We start from the raw sequence: 13,742 nt of genomic DNA, 5'->3' as shown, positions 1-13,742 counted from the left end.
AAAATTATAGTATATTATTATTGTTGTATTTACAACAATAATTCTTGCAGGCTTTTCAATACTTAACTGTCCATTACTCTAACAACATAAAAGACCTTGCTAGCACTAACACCAGCAAGGTCCTTTATGTATTTTTTAATAACGGCTCTTTATATCAGTAATCTTAACCTACGAGCACTTACTATACCCACAAGTACTGCAAGTCTTACAACCTTCAATGTTAATCAATGTAGCCGAACCACAACTTGGGCACAGGTCACGTGATGTTACGGATACATTGTGACTATGACCCCCATCGCCTGTTCCTTGATCCACACTCGATTCCATTTCCAACGTTGCAGCTACGGGTGCTGGATCATGCTCATGTCCTCCTCCTACACCACTCTGCACATGAGACTCCAGTGCTTTCGCCACAGCATCTGCTATAGATTCGACACGATTAGGACCAAAACCAATCGCACCTGAACCACCAATACCTTTTAGATGTTTAATGAGGAGTTCCACCTTGTATCCATGATCACCATAACGAAGGAATAGGGAACATACGCGGCCTAAAGCCTCTGCCATTGCAAATACATCGGATCCTGCCTTCCCTACATTTAGGAAGATTTCACTAGGGATTCCATCGAGATCATTGATTGTAATATACGCCATACCAAATGGTGTATTCACTTTATACGTTGCACCACGAAGGACTTGAGGACGACTCTTATACTGTTTATCCACAACTTTATTCCCTTGAGTTTTTTCAACTTCTTCAGTAGGAAGCGTCTCACTTAGAACTAGTGGTTCTAGTGCTGCTTCTTCACCTGCAAACTGATCTGCTATTTGCTGTTCCGCTTCCTCAACTTGCGCCTCTACCTCTTCTGATTCCTTCTTACCTGTATTCAATACCTGAGTGTCACGACTACCATCACGATACATGGTCACACCTTTACAACCCAGATCGAATGCCAACTCATAAAGTTCTGCTGTCTCTTCAACGGTGAAGTCAGATGGACAGTTAGCTGTCTTAGAAATGGAGCTATCTACCCAACGTTGGATCGCAGCTTGTACACGAATATGATCTTTTGCGGATAGATCCATCGAAGTAACGTAATATTCTGGCAATTCTTGACCCGGATGTGCTTCCAGCCATTCTTTAGCAATCGGTACGAACTGCTCATCATAACCTAGACGGCTTTGACGATAATATTTGAAAGCGAAATAAGGTTCAATTCCTGTAGAAGTCCCAACCATTGTACCTGTAGTACCTGTTGGTGCCTGAGTAATGACAGTTACATTGCGCATTCCCTTTTCTCTAATAGCTTCGCCCACTTCAGGGAATTCTTCCGTCATATTGCGCATGAATCCACTTTGCAAGTATTTTTCAGTATCGAATGCTGTGAACGAACCTTTTTCCGCGGCAATATCTGCTGATGATAGATAAGCTTCACGAGCCATAAAACCATATATTTTATCAAGGAATTCTAGCGATTCCGGGCTACCATATCGAATGTTCAATTTAATCATAAGCTCAGCTAGACCCATCGTACCTAGACCTACACGACGTTCATTCTTTTGATTCTTCTCATTCTCTTCGAAATGATACGGCGTTGTGTTAATAACGTTGTCTAAGAAACGTACTGAATAGCGAGTTGTTATTGCTAGTTCATCCCAGTTCACATCATGTTTCTCTTCATCATAGAACTTCGATAAATTAATCGCCGATAGGTTACATACTCCCCAAGCTGGTAACCCTTGTTCCCCACACGGGTTTGTACAAATGATCGGGTTGAAATACCAGCTGTTCGACATATCATTATAATGTTCCATGAACACGACACCAGGTTCAGCAGACTTCCAAGCTGCTTCAATGATCGTATTCCAAATTTCACGTGCTTTTACCGTACGATATGGAATGACCTTCCGTCCGGACTTTTTCCATTTATCTAAATCGCCATCCCACACTTCAGTGTAGTCAGGTTCACTTGTGTCTGGAAACACTAATTCCCAATCTGAATCTTCTTTGACAGCTTTCATGAATCCATTACTTACACATACGGAAAGGTTCGCATTAGTCACTTGTCCCATCGTTTGCTTCACGGTAATGAAGTCTAATACATCGGGATGCCAATCGTTGATCATCAACATAAGCGCTCCACGTCGGCTGCCACCTTGTTCAATCAGACCTGTAGTATAGCTGAATAACCCACCCCATGATACAGCTCCACTGGATGAACCATTTACTCCTTTGACAATAGATCTACGTGGGCGAAGAGATGATAGATTTATTCCAACACCACCACCACGTGCCATAATTTCTGTCATCTCCGAAAGTGTGGTCATGATTCCGCCACGACTATCTTTAGGTGAAGGAATTACATAGCAGTTAAACAATGTGAGTTCATCACTCGCGCCCGCGCCTGCAGCAATCCGTCCACCTGGAACAAGCTTCCAATCATCCAATAGATAACGGAATTTCTCTTGCCATTCGGCTTGAAGTTCTGGTGATTCCTCAGCAGAAGACATCGCTTTCGCCAAACGATCCCACATCTCTTCAGGAGTCTTCTCAATATTTAATGTAAGCTTCTCAACATCGGTTGTGACGATTTCACCACTACGTGTTTTCACCGTTGCAATTCTACCTTCGCGATTAATAATTTCCCCCACTTCCTTAGTAGGAAATTTCGGATCATCCTTTGTTAGAACAAGCACTACATCTCCTACTTTGGCATGGTTGCTGTCTGCATCTTTCCATGCATATCTATCCAGAAATATCTTCTCACTTAAGCCTTCTAATCGGCGTGTTTGCTGTAAATTACTCAAAAAAACAACCTCCTAATTAATAATCCCATGTATACCATCTCAAAAACCTATATCAATATATACCAATATATTGTGCTCAGATCATTATACTACACTACATATTGTAACTCTATACTATATTCCTGAAATTTAAGCCAAGAAAGCTCTTCCATATTGGACAACCTCCATTTATCTCAATGATTCTCGTTTTTTCACCTTTTTTTTTGAAAATATCTTTGAAAAATCACGCAAATCGATATAGCAAAAGGCATGAGCGTTCCTATGATGTGCTTTATAAATATTATTTGAATTAAAACAATAGTTATGAACTTTATTACTTTCGTGCATACTACACCTTACAGTGAAATCCATTACTACTACTAAAGGGAGGGCAATCATGGATACGCCAACCATTCACTCTCATATAACCACTGCACAAGATATGCCTGTCCCTCTAATCATTGATAAGAGCTGGCTTGAAGATTTAGAGAATCGTATGGACAAAGGAGGTCCTTGGGGGGATTGGCGATTGTTCCAATTGGCTGTACAAGGAGAGGAATCCCGCTTGGTCACAAGTTTTGACGAATTGCAATGTCTCAAGTATATTCAGGGACTTACGCCACTTCCGCATCAAATCGACACAGCACATAAAGTACTATTTAACATGTCTGGGAGAGCTATTTTAGCAGATGAAGTAGGTTTAGGCAAGACCATTGAGGCTGGACTCATTCTTAAAGAATATATCATTCGTGGCCTAGTCTCCAAAGTACTCATTCTCGTTCCAGCATCCTTGGTTCTACAATGGGTGCGCGAGTTGAATAGTAAATTTGGCATTCCCGCCGTTGCTCAGAAGAAAGCCTACTCCTGGGGCTCAGATATTGTTGTAGCATCAATGGATACTGCCAAGAGAGATCCTCACAAGGAACTTTTATTGGATCAAGAATACGACATGCTCATTATTGATGAGGCACATAAACTCAAGAATAAAAAAACATCGAACTATCAATTCATTCAGAAGCTTAGAAAAAAATATTGTCTACTACTCACAGCAACACCTGTCCAGAATGATCTTAGTGAGCTCTTTAATCTGATCACGCTACTGAAACCAGGACAACTTGGTAAACAAGGAGAGTTCTCTTCTAATTATGTCGTGGATAAACGTATAGCCAAGAATGAAGATCTGTTAAAGGATGAATTATCCAAAGTTATGATACGCAATCGTCGTGGCGAGGGTCCTACCATTTTCACCAAAAGAGTGGTTCGCAATGTGAATCTACAACTATCTCCAGATGAACAAGCGTTATACGATGGTGTAACTTCTTATGTGAAAGATCAATTTCAAGAAGCTGGTGGTAATCTAAGCAGTATGCTCTCTTTAGTGACCCTTCAACGTGAAGTGTGCAGTAGTCGTGATGCTGTATTCATTACATTAATTAATCTATCTAAAAAAATGCCAGAGGACTCTCCTTTACGCGCTAAAGTATGGGATCTCGTCTATATGATTAAGGAAATCAAGTCCAATACCAAGGCAGAAAAAACGATAGAACTCATCCGTGATATGAATGAAAAAGTGATCGTATTTACAGAATATCGTGCGACACAAGAATACCTATTACAATATTTCCAATCGCATGGAATTAGTTGTGTGCCTTATCGCGGAGGAATGAATCGTGGTAAGAAAGATTGGATGATGGATTTATTCCGTGGTCGAGCTCAAGTCATGATCGCTACTGAAGCAGGGGGAGAAGGCATCAATCTACAATTTTGTCATCATATGATTAACTTTGATCTACCATGGAACCCTATGCGTGTAGAGCAGCGAATTGGCAGAATCCATCGGTTAGGCCAGCAGAATGATGTGAAAATATATAATTTATCGACGATGGGAACGATTGAGGAACATATTCTAAACCTGTTACATGAAAAGATTAATATGTTTGAGATGGTCATTGGTGGACTCGATGTCATTCTTGAACGATTTGAGAAGAAAGAATCCTTAGAGAAAAGTTTATATAAAATTGTGTTGGAATCCCAATCAGATGATGAAATAAAACAAAAAATAAGTTCTCTAGGGCACAGTTTGGATGAAGTTAAAAGACAAGTTGAAGATGAGAGTTTAATTATCGTAAGAGAGGAAGAAGCCTAATATGAGTATGTCTCCTGATCAAGTGCAACAGCATATGATGACTTATTTGGAGGCGACCGATTGTCAAGTCATTGAGAAATCGCCTTATCATGTTACGGTGAAGCTTTCGCCTCAAGCAGATAAACAGTTAACGAATCGCCCCTATTATTGGGGGTTCGTTGAACGGACGGGCGTCAATCCAGAGACTTTGTCCTATACATTCGTATTTGATCCAGATCATTACTCTGTACCTGACGTTATACCATCTCCTATCAGTAATAGTAATGGACTCCCACAAGAGAGTATTCTTACTCGCTTTTTCGGAGTGACACCTACACTGCCACGTATGGGCCCAGGGCGCATACAACGTGAAGATGTTACTTATGGCAGTCAAAGACTTCTGCAAATTTGGGAGGCTGCCAGACGAGAAGGTTCATCAGTCTATTTATTTGAACAACCGGGAAGTTTACAACGACGAGCATTATTCTCAGCTGCCTATGAACCCTGGTTAGCAGTCTGTTTCAAAGTCGAAATGACCTGTGATGTGAAGAAGGAACAACTCTATTTCATGGGGATCTCTTTGGTAAGCGGCATCATAACGACAGATTTCCGACAACAATTAGCAGGTATAAATTTAAGTCCAAGACTCCCTGAGAATGTCCACATTAATCCTGCAGAGATGTCATTAACAATAGCTGCGGAACGCCTGCAATCCAATCTAATTTCAATGCTCAAAGAACTCGACTATGAATGGGCAGATCAAGCACAAGATCGGTTAAAGGAAGAGCTCTCAATTATAGATACTTATTACGAACATATGATGAATGATCCAGATGAAGAGAAGAATAACCATATTCGTGAGCAATATGAGGCCAGAAGAAGCGAAATGACATGGCAGTACGCGCCCAAAGTGAAGTTATCCGCCATAACTTGCGGTCTATTTCATCTAAGACCGGCTCAATAGAGATAGTATGACCATCATCGCTAAAAGAGGGCAAAATTAGACCCCCTCATTCCTTCAACCACGGACAGGTTATAACACCCTTTTTAATGTTTGTCCGTTATACTGTAATATGTTACCAATAAATGCATACAAGCATAAACGCCTTCGGCGTCCTTATAAGGACGGTAAGTGTTTAAGCGAGAAATATAAGATATAAAGTATAGCGTAAAAATTATACTTTCTTATATTTTTATAAATATTTGAAGATCTTCTATATAGAAAGGTGGATTGTATGAACTATTCTAGTTCAGCCTCCAAGTTCATGTTCGTTCTGATCAGTATACAATTGTTGCTATCAGCCACTCCAACTATTGCAGCTGCTACTAACACGATATCATCAACGAAAGAATCCATTGTGATGGATAGAATATCAAAACAACCTCCTAATGACCCTAAGGAATGGGCTCTGGCAATAGGTCAAAAAACACCACCTGCTCCTGCTTCCTTGCAGTCCATTGCTGAATCAACTGTTAAGCAACTATCAGCTCAACCTTCATTTACTTCATGGGAGAAGTCTCAGCTTGCTTATTTCCCATTAGGACCGGGTACACATAGCTGGTTAGTTACTTTATCCACGGATCAACAAGAACTTGGTTATCTTATCTTTACAGCTAAAGATAATCATTCTAATGAATATATACTCAGCGAATATGGGGACCAATCCAGTGTTCCTTATCATTTATCTGCTCTGTTTCAGACATTAGAGCAGTCTGACCTTATCTCATTATCATCTGAAATAGCATATCCTAGTAAAGTGGAACCGCTTTATACTCCCCTTCTTCCTATTTGGAAAATCACACTTGGAGGGCAAGAGTCCATCTATCTTAACGCACTTACGTTGGACATCCTTCCTTGGGATAATGCCCACTTCCAGGATTTGAATCTGGACACTAAATTTAATGCAGTTCAGTTCTCTAGTAAGGAGCCAACTTACACATCTAGCTTGGCTATCTCCTTCCATGGAGAAACAGATCCCTTGCTCAATATGAATTGGATTATTGAACCTCGATTATCATTAAAGACAGATCTTGATGTCGTCAATTATCTCGAGAAAAATAACAACTTAATCTTTACATCACCTAATCGTAATGATGATATTGGAGGACCTTTTGCCATATCAGGATTTCAGCAATGGACTTCTGCTAAGAAGAACCCTTCGCAATTGACTATTTATGCTGGGACAGGCCTAACTGGACAACGTTATCTTCCTCTCTCCATATTAAGGGATAAAGGTGAATTCCGCGCTTTTCCAAAACAACAATGAGTGAATCATTCCATATCGAAAAAGGGCACATCTAAGCCAAGTGTATTGGCTGAAGGTGTGTCCTTTTTCGATATCTTCTTTACTATTCTATAATTTCTGTAAATTCCACCGATTCTTGTGTGGGCTCTACTGGTGAGGTGAGTCTATTTCTTCTCCACAATGTTAAACTGAGTGGAATCATGCCGAACCATTTCGTAGCCCAGGGCTCTCTCACGGATGTTCGACGCTCATCTTTCGGAGTCTCCATGTAAGTTACAACTTGCTCAGTAATATATTTCACTAATTTCAACTCATCGCCCATAACAATTGCCCCCTACTCATTGTTAATTTTGGATCAGTTAGAGTTCTATATCTAGCTTGTACAATTGACATGAAAAATAAACGCGTCCTCTCCGAAATAACGGAAGAACGCGTTTCAATTTGATTACTTACCTAGCAAGATACTGGCATAAGGTGAATCTATAGGTAACATGATGACGGGTTCATTCTGAAGTGTCGTCACATAACTCTCAAGTGTCCGATAGAAGCTATAGAATTGTGGATCCTTACTATAAGCTGTATTATAGATTCTTGCTGCTTCTCCTTCACCCTCTGCAATAATCTTCTTAGCATCGGCTTCTGCTTGAGCAAGGAGCTCTGTCGATGTACGATCCGCTTTCGAGGTGATCTTACGTGATTCCTCATCACCTTCAGACAAATAACGAGCAGCAATCGATTGACGGTCAGAGATCATCCGATTGTACACGCTTTGTTTATTCTCCTCAGGCAAATCAGTACGCTTGATCCGTACATCAATGACTTCTATTCCATAGTTGTCTCTTGTTAAAGCATCAATAACATCCTTCGTAATCTCATCGTTGATATTACCACGTTCCGTGTTCTCACTGATAATATTCTCATAATTCACTTCTGATAATTTACGACGAACAGAGTTATATACCGCTTCATCAATTCGCTGAACACCACCGCTCACAGATTGGACAGTTCTAAGAAATTGTGATGCGTTCGTAATACGCCATACGGTGTAATTATCTACAACAATAGGTTTTTGATCTTTGGTTAGTATCGTGGTAGGCGAACTATCATATGTCATCTGGTATTTAGGGAGTGTCGAAACATTCTCAATAAACGGAATTTTTAGCTTTAATCCTGGTTCTGGCACAGCTCTCATCGCTTCACCGAATCTGAGAACAACCTTGTACTCACCTTCCTTAACAATATACATCGAACCCGATGCTAGAATCACAATAAGTACAACTGATATAAGTGCTATCCATTTGTTCTTGTTCATTGTACAGCGCCTCCTTCTGGTGCTGTTGTAGCAGGTGTCTGGGTTGAAGTCGTTGAATCATTCGAACCGCTACGCAATAGCTCATTTAGTGGTAAGTAATTTACGGTATCACTGTTAGTATTTGTTATGAAAATCTGGGCGTTAGGCAATATTTTCTCTAATGTCTCAAGAATTAACCGACTTTCTGTGACATTAGGATTATTCTTATACTCCGTATATATCGCATTAAATTGAGCCACGTCGCCTTGTGCATTCAATATCCGTGACTTCTTCTCACCCTCAGCGTTCTCAAGAAAGGCTTGCGCCTCGCCTCGCGCCTTCGGAATTAGATCATTCTCATATTTCACTGCATTGTTAATTTTGGTATTCTTCTCTTCACGTGCATTCGTTACTTCACGGAATGCCTCGGCAACTTGACCGCTAGGTGGTTCAATATCTTGGAATTTAATATCTATAATTTGGATGCCAGTATTATATTTGGTCTGTAGCTCCAACAGTTTCACTCTTACCTTATCTTGAATGACCGTCTTACCATCTGTAATCGCATAATCTAATTTCTCTGAACCAATAACGGCACGGATCGAAGAACTTGCGGCATTACGCAGAAATTGCTCTGGATCATCAATATTGAATAAATAATCGCGAATATTACTTATTTTCCATTGAACAACGGCGTCAGCCGATACAATATTCTCATCCCCTGTAATCATCATCGCTTCTTCATCAACAGGAATAGATTCATCCCCTTGCAGACGGTATCCTATATGAATCCTTTGTGTTAGCTCGGCAGGAACCATTATTACTTGTTGAATGGGATACGGCCATTTGAAATGCAACCCTGCTGAGGTCTCATTCGTATACTTACCAAATGTGAGCACAGCAGCACGCTCTTGCTCCTGAACCGTATAAAAAGACGTTGACCCTATGAATATAACTATAATTGCAACTGCAATGCCTATAACCCACTTTTTCACTGTCCCTGGCTTAAAATCAGGCATCTTCGGTCCACCCTTGTTACTCTGACTTCCATTCTGATCTTCATTCATGAAACTCAATGACATCTCTCCCCTTCTAAACAAATGTTTCGCTATAGGAGGTACTACGTGAATGCAAGGAAAAGGTTACCACTTTTACAAAAATAAATTTTGATCTTCCACGAAATACATATCCATATACCCTCTGAATTTTATTCCGAAATTTGTACATTATAACATTCAGAGACTTGGCCATACATCAATAAGGGAGGCACTCCTAATCGATGATTAATATATCACCTAAAAAATGTTTATTATCCGTTATTGTTGCATCTATAATACTGATTAGTTCCATATCCATTTCAGACAACTCCTACGCTGTCTCGGGAGATCCAGTTCATCAAGCTTTCCCCCAAGAAATCATACTCATTGATGCAGGTCATGGTGGGATTGATGGAGGGACAACATTTCAAAATATCGTTGAAAAGGATCTTAATCTCATTATTGCCAAAAAGGTATTTATGCTTCTGCGAAGCAAAGGATATGACGCAATCTTAAATCGTTCTGGAGATTACGCCCTTAGCGATGACAATCACTGGTTGAACAATTCATCTCGCCATCTTCGTGATTTAGCTCAACGTAAAGAACTTAGTCGCTCCATTCCCACCCAAATCGTTGTCAGCCTGCATGTGAATTGGGGACAACGATCCAATAAAAGAGGACCATTAGTATTACACCAGAACGAGGGGCGTAGTTTTCTTCTAGCCAATATCATTCAACAGCAGATGAATCCACTGTATGACACTCATCAGCAACCTGTATACGGTAGACCTTATTATATTCTCAATTATGTACAAGATCCCGCTGTTATTGTAGAGATGGGGTTTCTAAGCAACGCTGAAGATCGGGCCATGCTCTGTAACTCACGCAAACAACTAGCCATAGCAGAAGCCATTGTGGCAGGCATCATCAGTTATTTGACGGTATCTTAGGTGAAAATCTTCCTAGCGTTATTAATCAACCACCAGGATCTGTGGAGATGTTCTAGCCACAACTCTTGAGGAAGCCCAAGATCCAATCCCTGCTGATATAACAGTCACACAAGCCAAACCAATGATCCCTCCCCAATGCAGAATTAAAGGTAATTTAGCAATACCGTAATCAGAGAGTATACTACCAAGAATCATCGGTAGAAAATACACTCCTATAAATATGCCTACTGCAGATCCGATCGTAGAAAGAAATACAATCCCTAACGTTACTGACCATCTAATTTTAGTTGAGGTCAGTCCTATGGATTTATATATACCGTAAGTTTTGCTTTCTTTTCTAATGTTAATACGACTAATACTGTATATGATGATCATGGTGACCCCAGTGAATAATAGTCCCATGATCGTCATGGGCAGAATTAAAGAGGCAACAGCTTGTTTAAATGTGGCATCTAATAATGTATCCATCGATACAGCTGATGCGGAGTCCTTATATTTCACATTCATTTCATTTATTAGACGATCAGAATCTCGATGATCTTGCAAATTAATAAAGGCCAACTCGAAATTATTATAATCAAGATGATTCACTCTCACTACATCCACTGTAACTCTTGCTGAAATAGACTGATTAGCAATGGATTGGTAGATCCCAGTAATCACAAGCTTGTGTTTATACCCTTCGATATAAGCTTCAACAACATCCCCGACCTCTTTATCCAAATGTTCAGCTACCTTAATTCCTATCGCAATTTCATTTTTATTTCGGGGATTCATTCCTCTTAATGTAGTGTATCCCGTCTCATCATAACTTCCTTCCATCACAAATAGATTAAGATTAATAGGTTGCGCAGATGATCGATCAGAGTTTAGGCTCTTTTCTGAGGAGAGAATTCCATTAATATACCCCATCCAACCGATATTTTTAATTCTCGGGTCCGACAATAACTCTTGATCAACCTCTGCCCGGGAGAAAACTGATTTGTTAACTACATTTAATGCAATGTCTGATGAATCATATCCCCATAATGGAGATGTCTGCTTTATGGAGCTGATGCTATATAATAGAACGAACCCAAGCACAAGTACAGCTGACATAATGATGGCTAGAAGTATCATCAGAAGGGAAGCCTTCCTATTCTTCAATATATTTCTTATCCCAATAACGAGAAGAAGTGGTGTTCTTTCAAAAGAAATTCCATGATTTTCTTTACCCATGAATCGTTTAGTCATTGTGCTATTGTCACTTTCAGACATGCCATATCGTATCGCTTGCATTGGCTTTACAATTCGCGCTTTGTTGGAATAGAACAACACACACATTATGACGAGAATAAATACAAATATACCAACAACAACGGCTATTAGATCCCCTTCCAGACTAGTTTGACTGGTTCCTGTCTTCAAAGACGATAATGTACTTTCTACGATTACTTTCGATATCCAATGACTAACTATTAATCCGGGAATAATCGAAATCATTGCCAGCAATGCATATTGTGATATATAAATGCCAATCATTCTTCTTGAGGATAACCCTAGTGCTTTGATTACTCCAATCGTTTTATAATTAGATAAAATATCATCTGAAATCGTAAATCCAATCGTAAATAAAGCCACAAGCATCATCACGACACCTAGAAAAACCATAATAAATCCAATGATTTTATTCATAATAAGATAAAAGGCAGTCATTTCCCCAAAATTCATTTTTGATTCAAGATAAGGAGTGCCCATGTCTTGCTCAAATTGTTCCCAATAGCTTGAACTCTGACTGTAATCATCGAATCTAAGTCCTATCATGTACTGATCTTTTCCCTGCATGGCCTGAAGTTGTTCAGTGTAATCCTGATGGTTCATCCATATTCGTGCACCTGAGGGGAAGGGTCCTCCATAAGGAATATCCACAATAATAGCGGATACTTTCAATTCAAACTTCTCTTCACCTGTAGTAAATCCAAGTGTATCTCCTACTGATATTTCATATAAATAGGCAATGGCAGAGGGAATCCATATCGTCCCCTTCTCTGGCACTAACCCCTCATTCCCTTGTGCAAATATCAGCTCATCCACTGCATAAGGACGCGTTGGCGTATCCATCATATATAAAGTTAGACTTGAAAGTTTTGCAGAATGCTTTTGCTCTTGATTCTTGATTCCGGCTAATGTTCTAAATGGGATCAATTCTGTTATTGTAACCTCTGCTTGTTCATTCCACCATTGATGTACTTTTTGCGGGTCGTGTAGTTCGTCTCCTAAGGACAACATCTCATGAGGACCATGTGTTTTATTGTGCATATCAGTAAATAAATTTGTTGTATTTAAAATAACAGTAACCGATGTAGCAAGTAATAATGTTGATAAGAGTATGAGTAAGGCAATTAACCCATTATGTAACTTTTTCTTTCTTATATTCGCTAGGCAAAGAGAGTAAACTGCATTCATTAGCGTCTACTCCTTTCCTGTAACGTAAGAGAATATGATCGCTTCTCTATCTTGTTGGGTATGGAAATGTTTAAATTTATCAAACTCTAGAATATCTGCTATTTTCCCATCTTTTATCAATATGAGACGATCAGCTCTACAAGCCGCTTGAATATCATGGGTTACCATAACCACGGACTGCCCTTTACGATTCATATCCGTTAAAATATCCAGGACAGCTACACCTTGATCATAATTCAAGCTTCCTGTCGGCTCATCCGCAAATATAACATCTGGTGCATTGATCAACGCTCTGGCTATTGCTGCCCTTTGTTGTTGTCCACCAGAGGTCTGGGAAGGTAAACGATGCTGCTGCCCATCAATTTCCATGTCCTTCATCAGTGAGAGAACTGTTCTCTTCACTTGCTTCTTCGGCTGCCCGGCAATGTACCCGGGTAATGCAATATTCTCATATAGAGTAAGATCAGGTACCAGATTAATACTTTGATAAATATATCCGATTCTATTCGCCCTAAACTCTGCCATTAGCTTCTCGTTGTAGCTGTCAATTCGTTGTCCTCGAAAGTAAACCTCACCAACCGTTACGGAATCAAGTCCACTTAGAAGGTATAGTAGTGTGGATTTACCTGAACCTGAATTCCCCATAATAACTGTGAAATCCCCAGCATATATCTCAAGATCCAGATTTCTAATAGCATGAAATTGTTCGCTACCCGTGGAATAGGTTTTGCAAAGATTCCTTGCTTGAATAATCGTTTTTTTCACTAAGTGTAAACCCTCCTCAAATAAGCTCATAATCACATTGTAAGGGGCACTTATATATAAACCCTTATCTAAATATTAATGAAATATTACAGCCAA

General features: G+C 39.8%; 10 protein-coding genes. 4 read left to right on the top strand and 6 right to left on the bottom strand.

All coding sequences use genetic code 11. The annotated features are described in order from the left end of the window. Positions 1-168: 168 nt before the first annotated feature. Positions 169-2,808, bottom strand: a complete 2,640-nt coding sequence (locus LPB68_RS18700) for an adenosylcobalamin-dependent ribonucleoside-diphosphate reductase (protein WP_068656167.1) — start codon at positions 2,806-2,808, stop codon at positions 169-171. 376 nt (positions 2,809-3,184) lie between these two features. Here LPB68_RS18700 and LPB68_RS18695 point away from each other — a divergent pair, with 376 nt between their 5' ends. The 3 genes from LPB68_RS18695 (at position 3,185) to LPB68_RS18685 (ending at position 7,179) form a co-directional block, all read left to right on the top strand. Further along, positions 3,185-4,933 carry a DEAD/DEAH box helicase gene (locus LPB68_RS18695; protein WP_068656169.1) on the top strand — a complete coding sequence of 583 codons (1,749 nt, stop codon included), beginning with the start codon at positions 3,185-3,187 and terminating at the stop codon, positions 4,931-4,933. A 1-nt stretch (position 4,934) separates the two neighbouring features. Further along, on the top strand, positions 4,935-5,876 hold the full coding sequence (locus LPB68_RS18690) for a YqhG family protein (RefSeq protein ID WP_068656171.1): 942 nt from the start codon (positions 4,935-4,937) through the stop codon (positions 5,874-5,876). A gap of 271 nt (positions 5,877-6,147) precedes the next feature. Then, the gene (locus LPB68_RS18685) at positions 6,148-7,179 is read left to right on the top strand and encodes a hypothetical protein (RefSeq protein ID WP_068656173.1); all 1,032 of its coding nucleotides are present in this window, start codon (positions 6,148-6,150) and stop codon (positions 7,177-7,179) included. Between the two features lie 82 nt (positions 7,180-7,261). Here the strand turns inward: LPB68_RS18685 and LPB68_RS18680 are convergent, their stop codons facing one another. The 3 genes from LPB68_RS18680 to hflK form a co-directional block, all read right to left on the bottom strand. Then, on the bottom strand, positions 7,262-7,480 hold the full coding sequence (locus tag LPB68_RS18680) for a YqzE family protein (RefSeq protein WP_068656175.1): 219 nt from the start codon (positions 7,478-7,480) through the stop codon (positions 7,262-7,264). A 123-nt stretch (positions 7,481-7,603) separates the two neighbouring features. Next, the gene (hflC, locus tag LPB68_RS18675) at positions 7,604-8,470 is read right to left on the bottom strand and encodes a protease modulator HflC (protein ID WP_068656177.1); all 867 of its coding nucleotides are present in this window, start codon (positions 8,468-8,470) and stop codon (positions 7,604-7,606) included. Further along, on the bottom strand, positions 8,467-9,516 hold the full coding sequence (gene hflK, locus LPB68_RS18670; RefSeq protein ID WP_082865641.1) for an FtsH protease activity modulator HflK: 1,050 nt from the start codon (positions 9,514-9,516) through the stop codon (positions 8,467-8,469). Before hflK ends, hflC begins: the two co-directional genes overlap by 4 nt. Positions 9,517-9,728: 212 nt before the next feature. On the opposite strand from hflK, the gene LPB68_RS18665 reads away from it, so the two are divergent. Next, complete coding sequence (locus LPB68_RS18665; RefSeq protein ID WP_068656179.1) at positions 9,729-10,436, top strand: N-acetylmuramoyl-L-alanine amidase; 708 nt, start codon at positions 9,729-9,731, stop codon at positions 10,434-10,436. Positions 10,437-10,457: 21 nt separating this feature from the next. On the opposite strand, the gene LPB68_RS18660 is transcribed toward LPB68_RS18665, so the two are convergent. Both LPB68_RS18660 and LPB68_RS18655 read right to left on the bottom strand, forming a co-directional pair. After that, the gene (locus LPB68_RS18660; protein ID WP_068656181.1) at positions 10,458-12,881 is read right to left on the bottom strand and encodes an ABC transporter permease; all 2,424 of its coding nucleotides are present in this window, start codon (positions 12,879-12,881) and stop codon (positions 10,458-10,460) included. A 6-nt stretch (positions 12,882-12,887) separates the two neighbouring features. After that, positions 12,888-13,676, bottom strand: coding sequence for an ABC transporter ATP-binding protein (locus LPB68_RS18655; protein ID WP_068656688.1), 789 nt, complete (start codon positions 13,674-13,676; stop codon positions 12,888-12,890). Positions 13,677-13,742: the final 66 nt, after the last annotated feature.

It is taken from the genome of Paenibacillus crassostreae (assembly GCF_001857945.1).
GTDB classification, from domain to species: Bacteria; Bacillota; Bacilli; order Paenibacillales; family Paenibacillaceae; genus Paenibacillus_AQ; species Paenibacillus_AQ crassostreae.
This window is presented reverse-complemented; position numbering and strand designations above follow the sequence as displayed.